The organism is Pseudomonas sp. PvP025 (genome assembly GCF_017832155.1).
GTDB lineage: Bacteria > Pseudomonadota > Gammaproteobacteria > Pseudomonadales > Pseudomonadaceae > Aquipseudomonas.
This window is the reverse complement of the sequence record NZ_JAFIBJ010000001.1, coordinates 928544-951330: the sequence shown is the minus strand read 5'-3', so window position 1 is coordinate 951330 and position 22787 is coordinate 928544. Positions and strand designations below refer to the sequence as shown.

The window sequence follows — 22787 nt, the reverse complement described above, 5'->3', positions numbered from 1 at the left end:
GGGCTCGTTGTGGCCAGGTAGCTCGTCGTGGCGAGCGGGCTTGTTGTGGCGAGCGGGCTTGCCCCGCGTTGGGGTGCGAAGCGCCCCCAATCAAGGACACCGCCATACACCTGACACTGCGCAGCGCATGGTTTTGCGGCTGCTGCGCAGCCCAACGCAGGACAAGCCTGCTCGCCACAGTTAAGCCAGTGTGATGCTCGAAGCAACGAGAGGTGCGACTTTTCGGTGTACCTATCCGTTTCTGCGGTAACGACGACTTAGGGTTCCGCCCTTACGGCGGCTCACTTTTGAAAAGCGCAAAAGTAAGCAAAACGCTCTTGCCCCAACACTCGGCACCTCGCCCAGGCTCGGTGTGCCTAAGATCAAGATCAAAAGCGCGGCGGCCTGAGAGCCGACCGAAATGGTCTGCCGAGCGCTGTAAAAAATGTGGGAGGGGGCTTGCTCCCGATGGCGTCGGCCCAGCAAACATTGATGTTGAAGACCCACCGCTTTCGCGGGCAAGTCGAATCGTCGCACCGCCGCTCCCACAGGGGAGCTGCGCTTAACCGACTGGCATTAGGGCAAGCCCTAATGCCGTTCAGTTAAGCGCAGATTCCCTGTGGCGAGCAGGCTTGTCCTGCGTTGGGCTGCGCAGCAGCCCCAAAGCCAGGCGCTGAGCCGTATCAGGTACACCGCGTTTTGCTCGATGGGGGGCGCTTCGCACCCCAACGCGGGGCAAGCCCGCTCGCCACAATAAGCCCACACATTTTCCTTAACTGAACGGCATTAGGGCAAGCACGCTCGCCACAATAAAGACCTTGATGTTAGCCTCAGTGGGCGAACAACGAGTTGCCCTTCTTGCCCGCCAGCTTCTCGGGCTTGATCAGGAAACGCGCCAGCGCCGGCAACAGCCACAGGGCGCCGAACATGTTCCACAGCAGCATGAAGGTGAGCATCAGCCCCATGTCGGCCTGGAACTTGATCGCCGAGAAAATCCAGGTGCACACGCCAATCGCCAGGCACAGGCCGGTGAACAGCACCGCTTTACCCGTGGACTTGAGCGTCTGGTAGTACGCCTCTTGCAGCGGCAGACCCGCGCGCAGGAAGCTCTCCAGGCGACTGTAGATATAGATGCCGTAGTCCACGCCAATCCCCACGCCCAGCGCCACCACCGGCAGGGTCGCGACCTTGACGCCGATACCCATGAACGCCATCAGCGCGTTGCCCAGCACCGAGGTCAGCACCAGCGGCAGCACGATGCACAGGGTGGCGGCCCAGGAGCGGAAGGTGATCATGCACATGGTCGCCACGCACAGGTACACCAGAATCAGGATGGTCAGTTCCGACTCCTTGATGACCTCGTTGGTGGCGGCTTCAATCCCGGCGTTACCGGCCGCCAGGATGAATTCCAGGCCGTCCTTGTTGTTCTCTTTGGCGAAGTCCTGCACCGCGTGCACCGCGCGGTCGAGGGTCTCGGCCTTGTGGTTGTTGAGGAACACTAGCACCGGCGCCAGCGAGCAATTGTTGTTGTACAGGCCATCAGCGCGGGCGATGGAGTTGTTCAGCACGTCGGGGTTGCGCGACAGGGTTTCCCATTTGAGGTTGCCCTCGTTCATGCCCTTGATCATCTGCTTGGACACGGTCACCAGCGAGATCGCCGATTGCACGCCCTCGGTGTTCTGCATCTTCCACATCAGTTGGTCGATGGGCGCCATGGCTTCGTAGCGCGAACAGCCTTCGGCCTTGGTCTTGACCATCACCACCAGCACATCGGAGCTGGTGGAGTAGTTACTGATGATGAAGTTGTTGTCCTTGTTGTAGCGCGAGTCCGGGCGCAGCTCCGGTGCGCCCTGGTCCAGATCGCCGATCTTGAGGTTCTGGCTGTACCAGAGGCCGCCGCCAAAGGCGACCAGCGCCAGCAGGATCGAGACCGGTGCGACTTTGGCGCTGGCGAACCTGGACAGCAAGCGCCAGAACGGGTGTTCGCGGTTCGCGTCTTTCTTGCTCCTGGCGATGGCGCGCTGGCTGATGCCCGCGTAGGAAATCGCCACCGGCAGCAGGATCAGGTTGGTGAACACGATCACCGCCACGCCGATGGAGGCGCCGATGGCCAGTTCACGGATCACGCCGATGTCGATGATCAGCAGGGTAATAAAGCCCACCGCATCGGCAAGGATCGCGATCATGCCCGGCAGGAACAATTGGCGGAAGGTACGCCGCGCGGCAGTCAGCGCGTTGTCGGCCTCGCTGGACTGCAGGGCGATGCCGTTGATTTTCTGTACGCCGTGGGAAATGCCGATGGCGAAGATCAGGAACGGCACCAGCATCGAATAAGGATCGAGCCCGAAGCCGAAAAAATGCATCAGGCCCAGTTGCCACACCACCGCCACCAGGGTGGTACTCAACACCGCAACGGTGCTGCGCACGCAATGGGTGAACCACAGCAATAGGACCAGGGTGATGACGAACGCAACGCCGAAGAACAGCACCACCATCACCAGCCCGTCGATCAGGTCGCCGACCTTTTTGGCAAAGCCGACGATGTGGATCTTGACGTTGGGGTTCTGCGCTTCGAACTTGTCGCGGATCTTGTCTTCCAGTTCATGGGAAAACTTCTGGTAGTCCAGGGCGAGCAATTTGCCCTGGTCCTGCGGGTCCGGATAAGACTCCAGCAACGGGATATCAACGATGCTCGACTTGAAATCGTTGGCCACCAGACGCCCAACCTGGCCGGATTTGAGCACGTTATTGCGCAGTTGATCGAGGCTGGCTGGCGAGCCGTTGTAGCTCTGCGGAATCACTTCACCGCCGGCGAAGCCTTCTTCGGTCACTTCGGTCCAGCGCACGCTGGGGCTCCAAAGCGACTTGAGGCCCGAGCGGTCGACGCCGGAGATGTAGAACACCTCGTCGTTGATCTGGCGCAGGGTCTCCATGTAGTCCCTGGTGAAGATGTCACCGTCCCTGGCCTCCACCGAGATGCGCACGGTGTTGCCCAGGTTCGCCAGGTCGTTACGGTGTTCCATCATCTTTTCGATGAAGGGGTGCTTGAGCGGGATCATTTTTTCGAAGCTGGTGGACGGGCGAATCAGGGTCGCCTGCCAGAACAGGAAAATGCTCACCAGCAGGCAGATCACGATGACTGCCGGGCGGTTGTTGAAGATCAGGCGTTCAAGGAAGGTCGCTTTATCGTTGTGATGACTGCTCATGCTTTCCCGCCCTTATTATTGTTTTGTCGGTTCGGCGCCGGTCGGCGTGGCAACCCGCACACCGCCCTGCCCGACCAGAATCAGATTGCCGTTGCCCGCCGCCGTGACGGCCGAGAGCGAGATACGGTCCGGGCGATTGAACACGCTGAACGTCAGCCCGTCGTCATGGCTGACGACCACGCTGCCACCATTGCCGACAACCACGATGGAGCCATCCTCCAACAAGGTGGCGCCGGATAAACCAAACTCCAGCGCGCCGCGCGCCGCGTTCAGCTCGACCTGCTCCCAGGTGCTGCCGAAATCGCTGGAGCGGTACAGATTGCCGCGCAGGCCATAGGCCAACAGCGTCTGCGCTTGCGCCGTGCCGATCACGCCGAACAGCGAGCCTTCGTAAGGGCCTTCGAGTTTTTCCCAGGTCTGGCCGTTATCGCTGGAGCGGAACATGCTGCCCTGCTCGCCGACGATGAACAGGCCGGCGCCCTTGATGGCGGCGATCGCGTTGAGGTGGAACTGGTCTTCGTTGTCGAGGCGGTCGCTGACGTCGGTCCAGGTATTGCCGCCGTCGGTGGTTTCGATCAACGCCCCGTAGGCGCCCACCGCCAGGCCGTGGCTGGCATCGTTGAACAAGATGTCGAGCAACGGCGCTTCGCGCTTGAGGTCTTGAAATTGCTGGGTCCAGGTGGCGCCGCCATCGGTGCTGGCGAGGATTTGCGCATCGTGGCCGACCGCCCAACCGTGCTTGTCGTCGATAAAAAACACCGCCGTGAGCAACTGGCGGGTGGGGACGCTGGCCTGGGTCCAGGTGCTGCCCTGATTATCGGAGTAGAGGATGTGCCCGCGATCACCGACTGCCACCAGACGTTTGCCGGCGTGCACCACATCGATCATCAGGCCCTTGACGGCCTTGGGGGACTCAATCGCAGACACCGCTGGCGCGGTGGTATCGCTGGCGGCCTGGACGGCGGTCGACAACGCGACAGCGCCAAGCAGCGAGAGCGCTGTGGCCAGCATCGCAACCCTGCGTGCGGCGCGTGGGCGGCAAACAACCCAAGCCATGACAGGCTCACTCATAGACCTTTCTCCCCATTATTATTTTTTGTCAGGTCGTCTCGTCTTCCCGGGCGCTGAAACCTGCAATCTAGAGCGCCTGAAGCAAGCACGGGCCATCCTAGCGGGCTTTGGAATCGCCTGACAATCGGCGGTACGTTATCTTTTGTTAACTAGTGGCTTTTCGTCAGCGTCTGAATATAGCCGCATTCGCCAGAGTGATTGATTGGGCAGCAATGAATTTTTATTCCATGTATTGAATTAAGAGAATATTTATTCCATTAATAGTGCTCCTGAAAATAAAAATCCAAGGACCACGGCGATGCGCGAACTCGGAATCGGTTTGATCGGCACAGGCTTCATGGGGCGCGCCCACGCGCTGGCATTCAACAATGCCCGGTCAGTGTTCGACCTGCCGGTTCAGCTCAAGCTGGTCGCCCTGGCCGATGCCGACGGTGAACGCGCCGAGCGCTGCGCCAAAGCCTGGGGATTTGGCCAGGCCCAGGGTGATTGGCAAGCGTTGATCAACGACCCCAGGGTTGACGTCGTCGCCATCACCACGCCCAACCACTTGCACTACCCCATGGCCATGGCCGCGATTGCGGCGGGCAAGGCGGTGTATTGCGAAAAGCCCCTGGCCGTCAGCCTGGAACAGGCCGACGCCATGCGCCAGGCTGCCCGTGCCGCAGGCGTGATCACGCGGGTGGGCTACAACTATCAGCACAACCCGATGATCGGGCTGGCGCGGCAGATGATCGCCAATGGCGAGCTGGGCCGGATCATCAGCTTACAGGGCGAGTTCAGCGAAGACTTCATGGCCGATCCGGCCTCGCCTTGGTCGTGGCGCTGCGAGGTGGAACACGCCGGTGGCGCCCTCGCGGACCTGGGCAGTCATTTATTGTCGATGGCGCGCTACCTGGTCGGTGAGGTGGTCAGCGTGTGCGCCGATACCCACACGGTGCACAGCCGACGCCCGGCGGTCAGAGGCAGCGACACGTTCCAGGCCATCGCAGTGGATGATCAGGTGCATGCGCTGCTGCGCTTCGCCAACGGTGCGCGCGGTACGGTCAGCAGCAGTTGGCTCAAGCACGGTTATAAAAACCACCTGAGTTTTGAAATCAGCGGCACCGAAGGCACCCTGGCGTTCGATCAGGAACGCTTGAATGAACTGCGCGTATATCGTGCCGGCCAAATGGGCTTTCAACGGGTGCTGGCCGGTCCCGATCTGCCCGGCTACGCCGCATTCAGCCCGGCGGCGGGACATCAATTGGGCTACAACGAATTGAAGACCCTGGAAGTGCAGGAGTTGATCATGGCGCTGGCGGGCCAGGGCGCAGATGGCAGCGATTTTGACGATGCGTGGGAAGTGGAACGGCTGGCGGCGGCGATTCGTACGGCGGCCCGCGAGGAACGTTGGGTCAGGATCAGCGAGGTGAGCGGCGAGCCGGGAGCTTAAATATCTTTTTACACTTCAGACGCTGAGGACTTTCTGGCATCCTGCGCCTCCCTTTTCTGACCCGAGCCCGCATTTTGTCTGACGCTCAAGCCCCCCGTCCGCGCTATAAATCCGAGCTGATCTACGGCCTCGAAGACCGTCCGCACTTTACCGCGGCGGTGTTTGCCGCGTTGCAGCATGTGCTGGCGAGCTTCGTCGGCATCATCACACCGACCCTGATCGTCGGCGGCGTGCTGGGCCTGGAAAGCGAAGTACCGTACCTGGTGAGCATGGCGCTGTTCGTCTCGGGGCTGGGCACCTTCGTGCAGGCGCGCACCTTCGGCCCCATCGGTTCGGGGCTGTTGTGCCTGCAGGGCACCAGTTTTTCGTTTATCAGCGTGATTCTCAGCGCGGGCTTCTTGGTCAAGGCCCGCGGCGGTGGTACGGATGAAATTCTCTCGACAATCTTTGGCGTGTGCTTTTTCGCAGCGTTTATCGAAGTGGCGCTCAGTCAGTTCATCGGCAAGCTGCGCAAGCTGATCACACCGGTGGTGACGGGCACCATCATTACTCTGATGGGGCTGTCGCTGATCAAGGTGGCGGTCACCGACATGGCCGGCGGCTTTGGCGCCAATGATCTGGGCGCAGCCGGCAATATGGGGCTGGCCGCGCTCGTGCTGCTGACCATCGTGGTGCTCAATCGCTTCAACAATGCGTTTTTGCGCCTGGGCTCGATTGTGATCGGCCTGACCCTTGGCTTCGTCGTCGCCTGGTGGCTGGGCCGTGTCGACATGGCCGCCCTGCCCCAGGTGCCGTTGATCAGCGTGCCGGTGCCGTTCAAATATGGTTTCTCGTTTGACTGGGTGGCGTTTGTCCCGGTGGCGGTGATCTTCCTGATTTCGCCGCTGGAGGCGGCAGGCGATCTGACAGCCAATTCGATGATTTCCCAACAACCGGTCAAGGGCCCGCTGTACATCAAGCGGATCAAATCCGGCCTGCTGGCCGACGGGCTCAACTCAGCCATGGCCGCCACCTTCAACAGCCTGCCGATGGTGACGTTCGCGCAGAACAACGGGGTGATTCAGCTGACCGGCGTGGCCAGCCGTTACGTGGCGTACTTCATCGCCGGCCTGCTGGTGCTGCTGGGGCTGTTCCCGATGATCGGCGCGGTGCTGCAATTGATGCCCAAGCCGGTGCTGGGCGGCGCCACCCTGATCATGTTCGGTACCGTGGCGGTGGCCGGCATCAAGATCCTCGCCGAAGCCGGCCTGCATCGGCGCAATGTGCTGATCGTGGCGATTTCCCTTGGCATGGGCCTGGGCGTTGCCGCCGTGCCCGAAGTGCTGCGCGACCTGCCCAAGACATTGCACGACATCTTCGAATCGCCGATCACCGTGGGCGCGTTCTGTGCAATCCTGCTGAACATCTTCCTGCCCGAAACGTTCATCGCGCTGGAAGACGACGAATTTGATCCGGAGTCATCCACCCTCAAGGTGATGCAGGACCCGGACGTCACGAAATAGGAGCAGGTTCACATGCGCAAGCTCATGGTTCTATCGTTACTGCTGTTGACCTTGAGCGCGTGCGCGCTGTTTCCCCATCGCGATCCGGTCAACATCACCGTGGTGGGCATCGAGCCGCTGCAGAGCCAGGACCTGGAAGTGCGCTTCGCGGTGAAACTGCGGGTGCAGAACCCCAATGAAACGGCGATTGACTACAACGGCGTGGCGCTGGACCTGGAAGTCAACGGGCGGCCGCTGGCGTCAGGGGTGAGTGATCAAGACGGCAACATCCCACGTTTTTCCGAGACCGTTCTGACCGTGCCGGTCAGCGTTTCAGCGTTTTCCGTGTTGCGCCAGACCCTGGGCCTGAGCCAGACCCAACGCCTGAACAACCTGCCATACGTGCTGCGCGGCAAACTGGCGGGTGGGCTGTTCGGCACCCTGCGCTTTGTGGACCGTGGCACGCTGAATCTGCCGAACACGGCGACCTGGTAAAACAAGAGAGTGATCTATCCCCGTGGCGAGCAGGCTTGCCCTGCGTTGGGCTGCGCAGCAGCCCCAAAGCCAGGCGCTGAGCCGTATCAGGTACACCGCGTTTTGCTCGATGGGGGGCGCTTCGCACCCCAACGCGGGGCAAGCCCGCTCGCCACAATAAGCCCACAAGCGCAGATTCCCTGTGGCGAGCAGGCTTTTCCTGCGTTGGGCGGCGCAGCAGCCCCAAAGCCAGGCGCTGAGCCGTATCAGGTACACCGCGTTTTGCTCGATGGGGGGCGCTTCGCACCCCAACGCGGGGCAAGCCCGCTCGCCACAATAAGCCCGCAAGCGCAGATTCCCTGTGGCGAGCAGGCTTGTCCTGCGTTGGGCGGCGCAGCAGCCCCAAAGCCAGGCGCTGAGCCGTATCAGGTACACCGCGTTTTGCTCGATGGGGCGCTTCGCACCCCAACGCGGGGCAAGCCCGCTCGCCACAATAAGCCCACAAGCGCAGATTCCCTGTGGCGAGCAGGCTTGTCCTGCGTTGGGCTGCGCAGCAGCCCCAAAACCAGGCGCTGAGCCGTATCAGGTACACCGCGTTTTGCTTGATTGGGGGCGCTTCGCACCCCAACGCGGGGCAAGCCCGCTCGCCACAATAAGCCCACAAGCGCAGATTCCCCGTGGCGAGCAGGCTTGTCCTGCGTTGGGCTGCGCAGCAGCCCCAAAACCAGGCGCTGAGCCGTATCAGGTACACCGCGTTTTGCTTGATTGGGGGCGCTTCGCACCCCAACGCGGGGCAAGCCCGCTCGCCACAATAAGCCCGCAAGCGCAGATTCCCTGTGGCGAGCAGGCTTGTCCTGCGTTGGGCGGCGCAGCAGCCCCAAAGCCAGGCGCTGAGCCGTATCAGGTACACCGCGTTTTGCTCGATGGGGCGCTTCGCACCCCAACGCGGGGCAAGCCCGCTCGCCACAATAAGCCCACAAGCGCAGATTCCCTGTGGCGAGCAGGCTTGTCCTGCGTTGGGCGGCGCAGCAGCCCCAAAGCCAGGCGCTGAGCCGTATCAGGTACACCGCGTTTTGCTCGATGGGGCGCTTCGCACCCCAACGCGGGGCAAGCCCGCTCGCCACAATAAGCCCACAAGCGCAGATTCCCTGTGGCGAGCAGGCTTGTCCTGCGTTGGGCGGCGCAGCAGCCCCAAAGCCAGGCGCTGAGCCGTATCAGGTACACCGCGTTTTGCTCGATGGGGGGTGCTTCGCACCCCAACGCGGGGCAAGCCCGCTCGCCACAATAAGCCCACAAGCGCAGATTCCCCGTGGCGAGCAGGCTTGTCCTGCGTTGGGCTGCGCAGCAGCCCCAAAACCAGGCGCTGAGCCGTATCAGGTACACCGCGTTTTGCTTGATTGGGGGCGCTTCGCACCCCAACGCGGGGCAAGCCCGCTCGCCACAATAAGCCCGCAAAATTTCCTTAACTGAACGGCATTAGGGCAAGCCCGCTCGCCACAGAGCCATGGTTTGACTCGCCGTTGCCCACGCTGCGCGAGGCCATTGTGGCGTGTTTTATTTAGCCGCAGCCATCAGCTTGTTGACTTCGCTGCGCACCATGCCGGAGAACTCCGGTGGCGACATGCCGTCAAGCTCGGCACGCACCCATTCGGCCCATTTACCCTTGCGCTTGGCGCGCTCACCGAACAGTCGCGCGGCTTCGCCCTTGGCCTTGCCCAGGTTGCTTTGCCACAGGTCATAAAGACGGGACTTTTCATCTTCCAGCTCGGCACGTTCGGCGAGGGTCTTGTTGGCGAGATTGAAGCTCATGTTGAATTACCTGCTGCACAAATAGGTGCCATCTTACACCGTGGGTCGAAATATCCTGATCCGGATTTTGCTCCAAACCGGCTGCAGGCAAAAAAACTGCAACTTTTGCCGACGCCGGACACTCCATTGTTCACTGTCACATTCACCTGCAAGGAGTCACCCAATGGCCCGCAAAACCGCTGCCCAAGCCGTCGAAGAACAAATCAAGGATCAAGCGTTCAGTGAACTGACGGCGCTGATCGAAGAATCCGACAAGCTGCTTAAAAGCAGCGCAGCCCTGGTGGGCGAAGAAGGCGAAACCCTGCGTGAGCAGGTCGCCATCAAACTCAAGCAGGCCCTGGACTCGGTCTCCAGCGTGCGCGAGCGCAGCAAGCCGGTGGTGGATGCCACCGAGACCTACATCGGTGGTCATCCGTGGCAGACCGTGGCGATTTCCGCAGGCTTCGGTCTGGTGGTCGGCCTGTTGCTGGGTCGTCGCAACTGACTGCCGGGGGCTGCGCACGCGCAGCCCCCGTTACTCTCCCGCCAGCTCCCGTAACTGCTGAAGATCCTTCGCGTCAATCTCGATACCCGCCTCCAGCGACTTCGCCCGCGTGCGATGACGCCGATCACCCGGTAACCGCCGCAACCCTGCTGCATGCATTTGCCGCACCAGCTCCTGACTGCGCTCGGCGAAGCTTTGCCCGGCGGTTTTGCTCGGGTCGATCACGATCAGCAATTGCCCGGTCCAGGGCGTGCGTGCGCCCGGGTGATCCGCCCAGTTGAATTCGAAGGAAAAATTACCGCCCGTCAACGCCGCCGCCAGCAGCTCGACCATCATCGACAACGCCGAGCCCTTGTGCCCGCCGAATGGCAACAGCGCGCCGCCTTCAAGCACTGCCCTGGGGTCCTGGGTAGGCTGGCCCAGGCTGTCGACCCCCATGCCCGGCGGCAAGCGCTCGCCGTTGCGTGCGGCGATCTGCACATCGCCGTGGGCGATGGCGCTGGTGGCAAGGTCAAACACAATCGGCGGCCCGTCGGCACGCGGTGCGGCGAACGCGATGGGGTTGGTACCGAACAGCGGCCGGTCGGCGCCATGGGGCACCACGCAGGTCATGCTGTTGACCACACTCAGCGCCACCAGACCTTCCTCGGCGAAGGGCTCGACATCCGGCCACAGTGCGGCGAAGTGATGGGAGTTGTGGATCGCGAGCAAGGCGATGCCGGCGCTGCGGGCCTTGTCCACCAGCAGCGTACGCGCGGCTTCAAGGGCGGGCTGGGCAAACCCGTTGCAGGCGTCTACCCGCACAAAGCCGGAGGCCACATCCGTCACCAGCGGCACCGCATGGCCATTGACCCAGCCGCTGGCCAACGTACTCAGGTAACCGGGGATACGGAAAATGCCATGGCTGTGGGCGCCGTCGCGCTCGGCGCTCGCACAGTTGTGAGCCAGGATGGCCGCCACCTCGGCTGACGTGCCGTGCTTGATGAACAGGGCGTGCAGCAACGCCACCAGGTCGTTGAAACCGATGAGCGCGCAAGGAAGGTCGACGATCGGGGACTGGGCAGACATCTGTAGCTCCGATTTTATAATTGGGAGAAACAACAAGAATCCACATCGTCGATTAAACAACGCGGCCCGTGGCTGCTGTCAATGTCTGCTTCAGATATGTAACACCCTTGGCACTGCGCCTGCCATTACGGTGCGCACTGATGACAGCCCCGCAAATGGAACGCGCGCCATGACCCAGGTGAACCCGCCTTACTTTTTCGATGAGTTTCAACGCCCCGTCAGTCGCAAGACCCCCTCGGAACGCGAGCGTACTCTGGGGTTTTCAGTCAAGGACCTTGATTGGTTGCTGACCCTGTATTACGCCACGGACGCGGCGCGCCAGAACAACGAAGCACGCGACTACCCGATGAACGTGGAACGGCTGCTGGTCAATCTCAGCGACCAGCCCGCACTAGTGCTGGCCGGCGCCTTCATCATGAGCCCAACGCCTGACGACGCTAAAGCCGTGCTCTTCACGCCCTATGGCGGCCTGGAGTTGTTCGACAGCCGTGCCGACCTGCTTGAGGGCGTGGAGGAACGCTTGAAACAGCCCGGCCAGCGTGCAGAGCTGCTGCAGTTTCTGGCCATCGATGAGCGTGACGCCTTGCCGGTCAAGGATCCATTGATCGTGAGCACCGCCGCCGTCCCCGGCGCCGTGATGGCGGACCAGCGCCAGGGCATTCTCGACGCGCAACAGAAAAACGTCGTCGCGATACTGGACCAGTTGCGCAAGCTCCCCACCCTGCGCTGGATGCTCGACACGCTGCTCAACATCATGGCGCGGCGCTACTTTCCCAGCCTTGACCAGAGCGACACGCGGGTGGACTTTCTCGCCAGGGTCGCCACCGATGAGGAACATCGTCTGGGCGCCTCCATGCCCCTGCGCGAGGCACTTCTGCAGTTTTACGGCCGTCAGGGCTGGCCCACGGACCAGACCCGCACGTTCGCCAATCTCGGCCACGACACCCGCCAGCATACCCTGCAGCAACAGGCCAAAGACCAGCAGAACTGGGACAGCCTGGTCGCGCAAACCAGCGGTATTCTCTCGACCTTGCTGCACAGCCTGCTGCAAACCTATTGGAACGAAGACTGTCGGGACGGTCAGTCACGCCTGCAGTTTTTCGCGCGGGTGATCAGTGACAAGTTTCGCGTCGACCTGCTGTTCAAGCACCAGGACCAGATCGTGAGCACTGAAGAAAGCCAGACGCTGCGCGCGATATTTCTCGCAGACCAGGCCGCGCGCAGCACCTATGCAAGCACCCTGAAAATAGAAAAGGTTCAGGTTCATGCGCCCTATCAACATTACGTTGAATTGGCCAGCACCCTGCTGATCAGCAACTCCCACGCGTATTTCTATACCCAATCGCGGGGGTTGCAGGTGCTCAAGAACGTGGAAGAACTCAAGGGCATGCTGCAGGCCATGCTCAAGACGGCCGGGCATGAAGATGAGCTGCTCAATTTTCTGTCGCTGGATGAGCGCAGCGTGTTTATCGACATGGATCAGGTGCAAGTCACCGGCAAACCTGTCGCCGACGATGTCTTCCAGGACATGATCAAGGACATTGCGGCCAAACAGTTCAGCAACCTGGAGCATGCGCTGGGCCTGTATCGGCGCAGCGTCGGCACCATCAACCTGGGCGCCCTGCTCGATACCGCCCTGGACGTTCGCATCATGCTCGACAGCCGGCTGATGGAGCACGACGCTGGCGGACACTGGAGCGTGCACCCAGTCACCAGCGGCAATGGACGACCGAGTACGGTATTGGCGGAAAAGGCCAAGCTGCAGCTCAAACGAATGCGTGCCGTGCATGATGCGCTGGCACTGGAACGCAGCAAGCAGTTGACGCTGCGCGATCTGGCCGCCCATGCACTGGATGCGGAAATGGCCAAAGGGCATATGAACCTGAAGGCCGATGACGTCTACCTCAATACCTATTCCACGCCGGCAGGAGAACGCGAGAGGCGCGTGCCTGAAACCTCAATCGGCATGGTCGCGCACTTTATTGCGCGTCTGGCCGGGCAGGCTGACGCGCTTGGTCAGTCGGCGGTGCGCGGGTTTTACGGCAAGCCTGAAGCGGGCACTGCGTTGAAATTACCCAACGTGACGGTCGCCAGCTTCAATACAGTCATCGACAAGGTGCTGAGCAGCTTCGTCGACAGGGACCTGCGCACACTCCCCCATGTGCTGATCGACAACAACAAGGCACATCCGGCCCAGGGGCTGTTCGATGGCTTGAGCGGCGAAGCGCACCTCAGGCGCCTGTCACGTACCCTTGGCCCCACTCACGTCGCCTTGCTGGGCAGTGTGCTCAACAACGAGAGCATGACCCGGCTGACACGGCATGGCCTGAAAGGGTTTATCCCGGACGCCTACGGCCTGAGCCTGAGCGTCGGAACCCGCACCGATCCACTGACCAGCTGCTTTGTACTGACCGAACGCGGCGGCATCGACACCGAGCATTCCGGTGCGGCCATACTTTGGACGCCAGGGCGTGGCTATGAGGGGTTTGCCTCGGTCAAGACCTTGCGCGATACCCTCGACCGACGTGTACAGGATGAGCGTGAACGCTGGACGTTGGTTGAGCACCTGCCGCCGTCCAGGCGTGTGCCCCACCAGCGTTTCATGCTGGGCCCATTGCAGCGTATCGATGATCACCTGGTCAACAATCGCCAGTCCACCTATAGCCGCTTCGTGCTGGACGAGATCGACCACCTGCTGTCGATGAGGCTGGGAGCACAACGTTTTCAGGACTGTATGGACGCGTTGATCCGCCGCGCGCCGCCATCCAACCTGGACCGAGCAATCAACATCGCCCACGCCCTGATCAACCAGCAGGCGTTACCGGTATGGCTGGGCATGGCGGCGCAGGCAGACCAGCGCCTGCATGCCGAACTGCTCGAACAGTACCGCCTGAGCGCGCCGCAGGAGCGCGACTATCTGCACGGCATCACGCCCCTGCGCGATAAAGTCGGGAGCACGCTGAAAGCCCTGCTTGCAGCGCGCTTTCCCGACCACGCGACAGACCCGGAGCACGTGCTGATCACGCCACGCATCGAGCTGCAGGGCCACACGCAGACCCTGACGGATTTCGCCATGCGCCATCTGCCGCAATTGCGCGCCGACGACATCCGGCCGACATCGCGTGCTGCCACCGGGCTGCCCGCCACGCTGGACGGGAACGCCGTGGTGCAACTGGTGCGGCAGCTGGATTTGAAGAGTATCTACCAGACGTTGCTCGCCACCCACCTCAACGGCAACACCGACGACACCCGCGAGCGCCGCCAACTCTTCTGCCGGCAGTTGCCCTGGCAGTTGCTGCAGTACGCCCACGAACAAAAACTCGATGAACGGCTGTCGGATGCGGCCTGGCACCTGATTCAGCAGGCCTTCGATATGCCCGATGCCGTGGCCCGTGCCGCCGTCAGCGGTGCGAAGGCGCTGGTTCGACCGCTGGAGCTGATCGCCACCGAGGGCGCCTCCGTAGTGGCAGCGCTGGGCTGCTACCTGATCGGTGCCGAGGCAGCCGACCCCCTGGTGCTTTACGCGCCCTACAGCACCCGGCACGTATTGAAAGAGTACAAGGACGAAACCGAACTGCTGCATGAGTTCACATCCCCCGGCGCGTTGCAGGACTGGGTGATCGGCCAGATGCAAACGGCTCATCAGACGACCTATCGCAATCTGTTGCGTCGGCCGAACGCGGACATTCATCTGGGCGCGTCGCCCGTCAGCGGCAATCTGCTGCATCGGTTGTTCGACGACAACCGCGAGATGCTCAACCGGATGCTGACCTGCCAGTTCACGCCATCGGGGCAACGACAGTGGGATGCGGTGAGCAGCCTGCTGAGCGAGGCTATCCCCAGAGGCCTGGCGTTCATGGCGGGCAAGCTCGCCTACCCGCTGGTGGTGTGGCGCAGTTATACGTTGTTCAAGGCCTCAGCCGAAGACCTGCAAGAGCATCGTTGGACAAGTGCACTCAAGACCTTTATCGCCGGCGTGGCCCAACTGGCCGCCCTGCGCGATGAACTGGACGCGCCGTTGCCTGGCTTGCCTGCGGCCAAACAGCCGTCGTCGCTCGAACAATGGCCAGCAGCCTCACCGCCCAAAGCGATGACTCTGGACACCTACAAAGTGACGGCCCCTGCGCGCACGCGTTTGAAGAAGTTTGAAGGCCAGGATGTTTCGCTTGACTCCCTGAACCTGAATGCGCAGACCCACACCTACGGAGAGAAGTACGGAGAGCGCCACTTTGTGCCCGCTGCGGGCAAGGTATACGCCGTGAGCAAAGCCGGTGAGCACTGGCGACTGGGTGCTACCGAGGATCGCGGCCCCTGGATACAACGCAATAGCCAGGGCATATGGGTGCTTGACCTGAACCGACACACCCCCCGCTATGGCAAGGTCCTGTCCCGCCTTGCCGATCGCTACTACCCTCCTACTGCCGAGCAGCATGGCATCAACGTGGAGGCGATTGGCATGCGCGCAATCAGCGCCGTGTCGAGTTGGAAGGCGCGCTGTATCAACGAAGCATTGAATGTCGCCACGTACTACGCCGTGACCTGCAAACGCAACATTCTGCACTTCGCCCCCTCACGTGATCCGTTGAGCCGGTGCGGCTTGTTTTTTGGCGACATGTTCGGCGTCGGTACCCTCAGCCCCGACCAATTGGGGCGGATCGAGCGCCGGATTGACGAAGTGCTCAATGAGCTGATCAACCCCAGCCTGATCACACCCGACTCCATGCGTTTTGTCAGTGGCACCGACCGTTACAACCCTGCGGATGCTTGCGCGTTCATCCTGCCTGGCGAAGCAGAACGCAGGATTTACTTGATGGACCGCTTTTTCGACCCGCTGCTGGACGTCTATCAGAACCGTCTCAACGCGCCGTTCGACATTGCCGCCCATGCACGTGCGGCCACCCTGATCCACGAGATAACCCACATAACCTGCGACACTGAAGACCTGGCCTACCTGGACTCGATGCGACCGTTTCCTGACTTGATCAACGTCAACATCAAAGGCGCCACGCAGCTCAAGACCACGCTGACGGACTTGCGTGAAACCGCGCTGTCGACGCTGACGCCAGCCTCGACGCTGTTCAGGACGTGGGACGAATTCAGCCAGACGTGGGAAGATTTCGGCAAAAGCACTTCGAGTACTTCACTCAAGGACAAGGTGCTGAGTATCACCGGTACAAAAACGTTGCAGGATGCGCGGTCAGTGTTCATGAGTAACGTCGACAAGCGCATCGACACCATCCTGGCCAATGCAGACTCCATTACCTACCTGATCACCCACCTGGGACGCACGTTGGATGCGGGAGCCTGAACAGGCTCCCGGCGGGGTCGATCAGTCTTTCTGATCACGCAGGACGTTGCCCGAAGCGCCGTCGATGCGGGCTTCATACACGACGCCGTCGGACTTGCGTCCCTTGACTTCCCAGTAGCCGTTGTCGTCGGCTTCGGCCGCATAGACTTCGACATAGCCGGCCTTGGTCTTGGCCACTTCGATGGCTTTTTCAATCGGGATCCAGCCGGCGCCCGGCTTGTCGGCCAGCGCAGCGCCTGCGCTCAGCAGGGCGGAGGTTGCACACAGCGCGATGAGGGTTTTCTTCAGCATATTGGTTACTCCATCGTGGGAAACACAGACTCAAGTCCTGAAATTTTTAGGTGCGCGCCAACGAGAATAAGTTCCAATTGATGTGCATTCGCCATGATGCTGTTCTCGCCGTCCGCTCGGGGAGGTTAGAATGTGGGAAATCAGGATGAGTCAATGAGCGAAAATTCCGTTTCAGAAGCAGAATATGACGCCATCACCGACGCCGCGGCGCAGTGGTGCATGCGCCTGCATGCGGCCGACTGCATCGGCGCCGAGCGCCAGGCTTTCCAGCGCTGGCATGACGCTCATCCACTGCACGCCTTTGAATACGCAGCCATGCTGGAGATCTGGGACGTTGCCGAGCACCTGCCCCGCCCTCAAACCCAGCCTGTCGTGGTGCGGTTCAAACCGCGTAGCCGATTGCGCACCTATGCAGTCGCCGCTGCGATTTGCCTGGTAGCCTTGCCGCTGGCAGCGTTCACCGGTTGGGAAGCCGGCTGGCTGCCCAACGCCTATGAACGCTTCGAAACAACCAATGACGCACGCGTAGTCACCCTGGGTGATGGCAGCCAGGTGGAAATGAACCTGGGCACGCAACTGGTCTACGCCAATTACAGGGATCAGCGTCAACTGACGCTGAACAGGGGCGAAGCGTTTTTCAAGGTCAGCCATGACAGCGCTCACCCGTTTATCGTGCGGGCCGGCGACGGCCGGGTGCGTGTGACGGGCACTCAGTTCAACGTGTGGAAATATGAAGACCAGGTACGGGTGATGCTGCTTGAGGGCTCGGTGCAGATTTCCAGCGACACGGTGCACGGCAGCGTGCCGCTGACCCCGGGAATGCAGGCCAGCTACCAGCATGGCGATGCAACACCCAAGCTCCGCGCGATCAACCCCGGCGACTCGGCGCTGGCCTGGCGCCAGGGCAAGCTGGTACTCGATAATCTGGCCCTGGCCGATGCGCTGCCCTTGATCAATCGCTACCTGAGCAAGCCGGTGATGCTGGCCGACACGCCCACCGGGGCGATTCGCATCGGCGGCATCTACAACATCAATGAGGTCAACAACCTCATCCCTTCCCTGCCCAAGGTGCTGCCGGTCTACCTGACCCAGAACCAGGACGGCAATCCCGTACTCAATTCCATTCCGCGTAAAGCCCCCAAGGGCTGAGCCTTTTCGCCAGCCATCGCGGGCCCGCCTGCGCCTGATGTGTCCATTTTTGAAACACTCCCCAGCCTGCAATCGCCCGTATTGAGCGGATTCATGGTTTTGCCCTGGGCAGTGTTTCATCCTTGAGACAGCTCACAGGCGGCACTGGATCTGCGACATCGCCTCAGCGCTGTCTCATCCCTGAAACAGCATGGCCATCACTTTGCCCACAAAAAAATCTAACCTTTTGAATATAAACGTTAAATAAAAAGCGGCACGCCTTCTGCTCTACGTCTGTCAGCGCTGTTTAGGGTCAGCGCTATGACTAAGGACTGCCACCGTGGACACACACAATCCTGGCTCACTGAGCCTCCTGCTGATCGGCTGCGCACTGAGTGCCGTCGTGAGCCTGCCAGTGCTGGCGGCGAATGATGGAGTGATCGTGATCGAGCGTCAGGTGCAACCTTATGCCATTGGCCGTGCACGCGGCACCGACCCCTACCCCATCACCGCCAATGCCAACCCGACCGGGCAAATCCGCGCCGTCACCAACGAACTCAGCGACCACGACATCGCTGGCATCAGCAGCGGTTCCAGCGTTACCCGCAGCGTCATGCCCAATGGCGACCTGAACGGGTTGAACGCCATCGGTGCCGGTAACAGCCTGGGTGCCGCCAGCGCGGCGGGCCAGGGCGGCGGCAGCGCCGGCATCTCGGGAACGGTCAACGGCGCAGTCTCACGCGGTCTCGCACCGCTGAACAACCTCGGCGGCATGATCGGCGGAGCGATGAAATGAATCATCTCTGGATGCTCCTGGCCATGATGAGCTGCTCGGCAGCCATGGCCGACACGACCGGCAACAACGCCAGCATCGATAACTCGGGCAAGCAATACAACGGCGCAGTCTCGATCAACCAGGCCGCCGGTGACCAGCAACAGCTGAGCAACAACCTCGCCATCGCCGTGGGCCATAACGCCCGGGCCACTGTCTCCGTCACACAGAAAATCAGCGGCGCCGCCGCCGACCGCTCCCTGAGTGCCAGCACTGCGATTCAGGGCAACGCTTTCAGCCATGGCAACGGTGCACTGAGCGTCAATCAGTCGGCCGGGGCCCAGAACCAGATGATCAATGCCGTGCGCGTCAGCCTGACCACTGGCCCGCAAAGCATCGACGACAGCGTCATGTCGCAACAGACCGTTGCGCTTGCAACAGACTCGGGATTGACCTCTACCACTGGCAGCCGCCAGGTCGTCACCAGCGACCAGGCCTTCACCGGCAGCCGTGGAGTGGTACAGGTCAACCAGAGCGCCGGGGTGGGGAACCGAGTGGCTAACACCCTGAATGTGCGACTCAACTGATGGAGCTGAGTCGCCTGCCGGACCGTATCAACACTTAAATCACTAATTAGAAGCAAGGAGATACACCATGAAAACCACCACAGCGCTCAAACCACTGGCTTTCGCTCTCGCTGCGCTCATGGCTGTTGCAGCCCAGGCAGGCGGCTACCACGCGCCTACCACTGCTGCCGCGACTACCGTTGACGGCCAGAGCAACAAGGGCAACACCGTACTCAACGACAAAACCGAAAACAACGCGTCGACCACTGACTCCTACAACCACATCAGCGGCGTGGCCAACGGCAACGTGCTGAGCGGTGACAACAACCAGGGCAAGAACGACGTGGCCATCGTTTCCGGCGATGCTGACTTCGTGTTCGCCAGCACCGGCACCGCGCAATCCAACAGCGGCAACCTGGCAATCAACGGCGGCTCGCAAAACAATGCTTCGCTCAACAGCAGCGGCAACAACGCTTCCGGCGTGATTCAGTTGAACGCAGCCACCGGCACCTCCAACCAGGGCAGCAACAGCGTTGCTATCGCCTCCGGCAATGGCGACAGCGGCGCAGCCGTTGTATCCGGCGTGCAGGATGTGTCGGGCAACCTGACCGTGAACCTGAGCAGCGGCCATGGCTGGGGTGCCAAATCGGTGGTCACCAACAACGCCAGCGTGAACAACTCGCTGAACTACAGCTCCGGCGTATCGAACTCCAACGTCCTGTCGGGCAGCAACAACCAGGGTCAGAACAACGTAGCAATCACTCGCTTCTGATGCAGATCGGGCCTTGCCAACAAGGCCCCTTTCATTCCAGTGTCCAACAGGTCACCTGATCATGCGCCGCGTTGTCTTTCTCCTTTTGTTCACACTCACCGGCCCGACCTGGGCGGGGCAAATGGCAGTCGTCATGCCCAACGGTGCGGTGGTGTACAAAAAGGTCGAGAGCATCCGCGAGCGCAAGTTCGCCAACCTGGTGGAACAGAAAACCGATTTCAGCTGCGGCGCCGCCGCGCTGGCGACCATCCTGCGCCAAGCCTATTGGATGGACGTGGATGAAGACCACATCATCAAGGGCATGCTGGTCAACGCCGACCAGGACCTGGTGCGCACCCAGGGCTTCTCGATGCTCGACATGAAGCGCTACCTGGAAAGCATCAACATGCGCGCCAAGGGCTATCGCATCGCCCCCGACGTGTTGATGACCGTAAAGGTGCCGGTCGTGGTCCTGCTGGAAATTCGCGGCTACAAGCATTTTGTGGTGTTGCAGCGTGCCGACAAGGAGTGGGTGTACATCGGCGATCCGGTACTGGGCAACAAGCGCTACGCCAGGGACGACTTCGTCAAGGGCTGGAATGGCATCGTGTTCGCCGTGATCGGTGAAGGCTACGACAAGACCAACGCCCTGCTTACCCCCCGCGTGCCGCTGACCGCCAGGAACCAGTTCAACGCGTTCAGCCCGGTACGTGACAGCGAATTGATGGAATTCGGTTTTATCCAGAGCGACTTCTTCTAGAAGCGCAATAAGGGGCAGGACGCTCCAGGAGCACACGATGAACACTTTCCGTTGGTTGACGGTCATCTGCCTGGCCGCCTCTGCACCGGTGCATGCGTCCTCGGCGTTCAAGCCGATCGAGCTCAAGGATGCGGAGATGGCCGACTTGCGCGGGCGTTACGTGATGCCGGGGCGCATCATCAGCTTTGGCATCGTCATGAGCAGCACCTGGACCAATGCCGCCGGCGCCACCGTGACCGGCAGCGCGGCCATGCAGGTCAACGCGTCCACCGTCACCCCGCAATTTTATGTGCAGGTATCGGGCAACGATGGCACGGGCAGCAGGCAACCTGAAGGCACCGGCACAGCCGTCGGTGGCGCGGGTCTGGGCACCGGCCAGGGCGTGGTGCAAAGCGTTCGCGCGGCCGGGGATGGCAACGCTGCCACCAACGGCGTGGACATCAACGTGAGCAAAAACGGCCTGGCCCCGGCCAACTACGCGCAGTCCGGACAGGCGCTGCTGGCTGGCCAGCCGATTACCGGTGGCACGGCGGCAGGCCAGGTCACGGTGAGCGCCAATAATGGCGGGCTGCAAATGGCCCTCCAGGCCAGCAACAACCAGGGCAATGCCGTGCAGCAGATCGGCGCCGGCAACGTGCTGCAAGGCACCGTCATTCAAGGCAACGGCAACGCGGTCAGCAACCTGACCCAACTCAATGTGGTCATGGGCAACAACGGTTTCAACAACATCACGCAGAACCTCAATCTGGATCAACTCAAGGGCCTTCGCCCCTCCGGTTATTGAACTACGCTGAGCCTCGACACTTACGCATTAAAAGGGACGGCTTATTTCATGCATCGATCTGTATCGTTACGTGCCGTGGTTTGTTTGAGTGCGCTCCTGCCCGCCTCCGTGCTTTATGCCGCACCGGACGCTGATATCGAAACACTGAAGCAAGAACTGCTGGAGCTCAAGCAACGCTATGAAGTGCAGCAAAAAGCACTGGCCGTACTGGAACAACGTGTAAGGCAAGTAGAAGATCAACCCGCAACACCCGCCCCCAAACGCCTGGCCAAATCCCCTGCCGACTTCCAGAAAGGCGGTACCACCGTGGCCGGCCATACGCCAGGCGTAGGCGCGGCGGCGGCCTCCGGCGGCGCGGGCGGCGGCAGTTCCTACGGGCAGAACCTCAAGGACGACTCGGCCCCGGCGCAAAGTGTGAGCAACCTGTACAACGAAGCCAGTGGCTTTTTCGGCAACGGCAGGTTCAGCCTGGAAACCGGCATCACCTACGCGCGCTACGATGCACGCCAGTTGTCCCTCAACGGCTTTCTCGCGCTGGACTCGATCTTCCTCGGCAATATCAACCTGGACCGCATCAAGTCCGACAGCTGGACCCTGGACCTGACCGGGCGCTACAACCTGGACAACCGTTGGCAGTTCGACCTGAACGTGCCGGTGGTGTACCGCGAATCCACCTACCAGTCAGGCGGTGCGGGCGGCAGTTCTACCGCCATGTCGGAAGGCTCGGTAACGCGCGACCCGACCATCGGCGACGTCAATGCCGGCGTCTCGTACAAGTTCCTCGACGAAAGCGCGCACCTGCCCGATGCGGTCGTGTCGGTACGGGTCAAGGCGCCCACCGGGGCAGACCCGTACGGCATCAAGCTGATCCCGAAACCGGGCAACGACAACCTCGCCATTCCCGAGAGCCTGCCCACCGGCAACGGCGTGTGGTCGGTGACGCCGGGCATCTCGCTGGTCAAGACCTTCGACCCGGCGGTGCTGTTCGGTTCGCTGTCCTACACCCACAACTTCGAGGACTCGTTCAGCGACATCAGCCCCAACGTCAATCAGAAGGTGCCCGGCAAGATCCAACTGGGCGACAGCTTCCAGTTCGGCGTGGGCGTGGCATTCGCGCTGAACGAGAAGATGAGCATGTCGTTCTCGGTGTCCGACGTGATACAGCGCAAAAGCAAGGTCAAGCAAAGCGGGCAGGATTGGCAGTCGGTGGTGTCCAGCGATGCCAACGCGGGCTATTTCAACGTGGGCATGACGATTGCGGCGTCGGACAACCTGACCATCGTGCCGAACCTAGCGATCGGCATGACGGACGATGCGCCGGACTTTACGTTCAGCCTGAAGTTTCCGTATTACTTCTGAATGCCCAACGCGTCCTTGGGTGCGGACTTGTTGTGGCGAGCGGGCTGTCGTGGCGAGCGGGCTT

At 61.4% G+C, this 22787-nt stretch carries 17 protein-coding genes; 12 read left to right on the top strand and 5 right to left on the bottom strand.

What is annotated here, in order from left to right:
- Positions 1-809: 809 nt before the first annotated feature.
- Together JOE32_RS03860 and JOE32_RS03855 are read right to left on the bottom strand one after the other, a co-directional pair.
- Entirely contained in the window at positions 810-3185 is a 2376-nt protein-coding gene (locus JOE32_RS03860) for an RND family transporter (protein WP_209981590.1), read from the bottom strand.
- A gap of 15 nt (positions 3186-3200) precedes the next feature.
- Positions 3201-4241, bottom strand: coding sequence for a YCF48-related protein (locus JOE32_RS03855; RefSeq protein ID WP_245228962.1), 1041 nt, complete (start codon positions 4239-4241; stop codon positions 3201-3203).
- Positions 4242-4554: 313 nt separating this feature from the next.
- Here JOE32_RS03855 and JOE32_RS03850 point away from each other — a divergent pair, with 313 nt between their 5' ends.
- The 3 genes from JOE32_RS03850 to JOE32_RS03840 all read left to right on the top strand — a co-directional run bounded on the left by JOE32_RS03850 (position 4555) and on the right by JOE32_RS03840 (position 7664).
- Positions 4555-5688: a Gfo/Idh/MocA family oxidoreductase gene (locus tag JOE32_RS03850; RefSeq protein ID WP_209981586.1), complete on the top strand. Its 1134-nt coding sequence runs from the start codon at positions 4555-4557 to the stop codon at positions 5686-5688.
- Positions 5689-5762: 74 nt separating this feature from the next.
- Positions 5763-7190 carry a nucleobase:cation symporter-2 family protein gene (locus JOE32_RS03845; protein WP_209981584.1) on the top strand — a complete coding sequence of 476 codons (1428 nt, stop codon included), beginning with the start codon at positions 5763-5765 and terminating at the stop codon, positions 7188-7190.
- A gap of 12 nt (positions 7191-7202) precedes the next feature.
- Positions 7203-7664 (top strand): LEA type 2 family protein, encoded by a 462-nt coding sequence (locus JOE32_RS03840; RefSeq protein WP_209981582.1) that lies wholly within the window; start codon positions 7203-7205, stop codon positions 7662-7664.
- Positions 7665-9197: 1533 nt separating this feature from the next.
- On the opposite strand, the gene JOE32_RS03835 is transcribed toward JOE32_RS03840, so the two are convergent.
- Positions 9198-9452, bottom strand: coding sequence for a hypothetical protein (locus JOE32_RS03835; RefSeq protein WP_057009320.1), 255 nt, complete (start codon positions 9450-9452; stop codon positions 9198-9200).
- 163 nt (positions 9453-9615) lie between these two features.
- Between JOE32_RS03835 and JOE32_RS03830 the strand changes: the two genes are divergently transcribed.
- Complete coding sequence (locus JOE32_RS03830; protein WP_017738628.1) at positions 9616-9936, top strand: DUF883 family protein; 321 nt, start codon at positions 9616-9618, stop codon at positions 9934-9936.
- Between the two features lie 30 nt (positions 9937-9966).
- On the opposite strand, the gene JOE32_RS03825 is transcribed toward JOE32_RS03830, so the two are convergent.
- On the bottom strand, positions 9967-11004 hold the full coding sequence (locus JOE32_RS03825) for an Ldh family oxidoreductase (protein WP_209981580.1): 1038 nt from the start codon (positions 11002-11004) through the stop codon (positions 9967-9969).
- A gap of 169 nt (positions 11005-11173) precedes the next feature.
- Here JOE32_RS03825 and JOE32_RS03820 point away from each other — a divergent pair, with 169 nt between their 5' ends.
- The gene (locus JOE32_RS03820) at positions 11174-16312 is read left to right on the top strand and encodes a DUF6543 domain-containing protein (RefSeq protein WP_209981579.1); all 5139 of its coding nucleotides are present in this window, start codon (positions 11174-11176) and stop codon (positions 16310-16312) included.
- 21 nt (positions 16313-16333) lie between these two features.
- On the opposite strand, the gene JOE32_RS03815 is transcribed toward JOE32_RS03820, so the two are convergent.
- Positions 16334-16603 (bottom strand): PepSY domain-containing protein, encoded by a 270-nt coding sequence (locus JOE32_RS03815; RefSeq protein WP_003236351.1) that lies wholly within the window; start codon positions 16601-16603, stop codon positions 16334-16336.
- 153 nt (positions 16604-16756) lie between these two features.
- Here JOE32_RS03815 and JOE32_RS03810 point away from each other — a divergent pair, with 153 nt between their 5' ends.
- The 7 genes from JOE32_RS03810 to JOE32_RS03780 all read left to right on the top strand — a co-directional run bounded on the left by JOE32_RS03810 (position 16757) and on the right by JOE32_RS03780 (position 22723).
- Positions 16757-17752: a FecR family protein gene (locus tag JOE32_RS03810; protein ID WP_209981577.1), complete on the top strand. Its 996-nt coding sequence runs from the start codon at positions 16757-16759 to the stop codon at positions 17750-17752.
- Positions 17753-18071: 319 nt separating this feature from the next.
- Positions 18072-18527, top strand: coding sequence for a hypothetical protein (locus tag JOE32_RS03805; RefSeq protein ID WP_209981575.1), 456 nt, complete (start codon positions 18072-18074; stop codon positions 18525-18527).
- Positions 18524-19090, top strand: coding sequence for an adhesin (locus JOE32_RS03800; protein WP_209981573.1), 567 nt, complete (start codon positions 18524-18526; stop codon positions 19088-19090). The genes JOE32_RS03805 and JOE32_RS03800 overlap by 4 nt, the downstream gene beginning before the upstream one ends.
- A 67-nt stretch (positions 19091-19157) precedes the next feature.
- Positions 19158-19841: a heme utilization protein gene (locus tag JOE32_RS03795; RefSeq protein ID WP_209981571.1), complete on the top strand. Its 684-nt coding sequence runs from the start codon at positions 19158-19160 to the stop codon at positions 19839-19841.
- A 121-nt stretch (positions 19842-19962) separates the two neighbouring features.
- A complete protein-coding gene (locus JOE32_RS03790; protein ID WP_231423726.1) occupies positions 19963-20580 on the top strand; it encodes a C39 family peptidase in 618 nt (205 codons plus the stop codon).
- A gap of 37 nt (positions 20581-20617) precedes the next feature.
- A complete protein-coding gene (locus JOE32_RS03785; RefSeq protein WP_209981567.1) occupies positions 20618-21364 on the top strand; it encodes a hypothetical protein in 747 nt (248 codons plus the stop codon).
- A gap of 48 nt (positions 21365-21412) precedes the next feature.
- Positions 21413-22723 (top strand): hypothetical protein, encoded by a 1311-nt coding sequence (locus tag JOE32_RS03780; protein ID WP_209981566.1) that lies wholly within the window; start codon positions 21413-21415, stop codon positions 22721-22723.
- Positions 22724-22787: the final 64 nt, after the last annotated feature.

Bases quoted from the DNA above. Each gene is read 5' to 3' on its own strand.
- JOE32_RS03850 (WP_209981586.1), top strand. From the start codon at position 4,555: ATGCGCGAACTCGGAATCGGTTTGATCGGCACAGGCTTCATGGGGCGC.
- JOE32_RS03840 (WP_209981582.1), top strand. From the start codon at position 7,203: ATGCGCAAGCTCATGGTTCTATCGTTACTGCTGTTGACCTTGAGCGCG.
- JOE32_RS03835 (WP_057009320.1), bottom strand. From the start codon at position 9,452: ATGAGCTTCAATCTCGCCAACAAGACCCTCGCCGAACGTGCCGAGCTG.
- JOE32_RS03800 (WP_209981573.1), top strand. From the start codon at position 18,524: ATGAATCATCTCTGGATGCTCCTGGCCATGATGAGCTGCTCGGCAGCC.
- JOE32_RS03785 (WP_209981567.1), top strand. From the start codon at position 20,618: ATGAACACTTTCCGTTGGTTGACGGTCATCTGCCTGGCCGCCTCTGCA.
- JOE32_RS03825 (WP_209981580.1), bottom strand. From the start codon at position 11,004: ATGTCTGCCCAGTCCCCGATCGTCGACCTTCCTTGCGCGCTCATCGGT.
- JOE32_RS03815 (WP_003236351.1), bottom strand. From the start codon at position 16,603: ATGCTGAAGAAAACCCTCATCGCGCTGTGTGCAACCTCCGCCCTGCTG.
- JOE32_RS03860 (WP_209981590.1), bottom strand. From the start codon at position 3,185: ATGAGCAGTCATCACAACGATAAAGCGACCTTCCTTGAACGCCTGATC.
- JOE32_RS03795 (WP_209981571.1), top strand. From the start codon at position 19,158: ATGAAAACCACCACAGCGCTCAAACCACTGGCTTTCGCTCTCGCTGCG.
- JOE32_RS03790 (WP_231423726.1), top strand. From the start codon at position 19,963: ATGGCAGTCGTCATGCCCAACGGTGCGGTGGTGTACAAAAAGGTCGAG.
- JOE32_RS03830 (WP_017738628.1), top strand. From the start codon at position 9,616: ATGGCCCGCAAAACCGCTGCCCAAGCCGTCGAAGAACAAATCAAGGAT.
- JOE32_RS03820 (WP_209981579.1), top strand. From the start codon at position 11,174: ATGACCCAGGTGAACCCGCCTTACTTTTTCGATGAGTTTCAACGCCCC.
- JOE32_RS03810 (WP_209981577.1), top strand. From the start codon at position 16,757: ATGAGCGAAAATTCCGTTTCAGAAGCAGAATATGACGCCATCACCGAC.
- JOE32_RS03855 (WP_245228962.1), bottom strand. From the start codon at position 4,241: ATGGCTTGGGTTGTTTGCCGCCCACGCGCCGCACGCAGGGTTGCGATG.
- JOE32_RS03780 (WP_209981566.1), top strand. From the start codon at position 21,413: ATGCATCGATCTGTATCGTTACGTGCCGTGGTTTGTTTGAGTGCGCTC.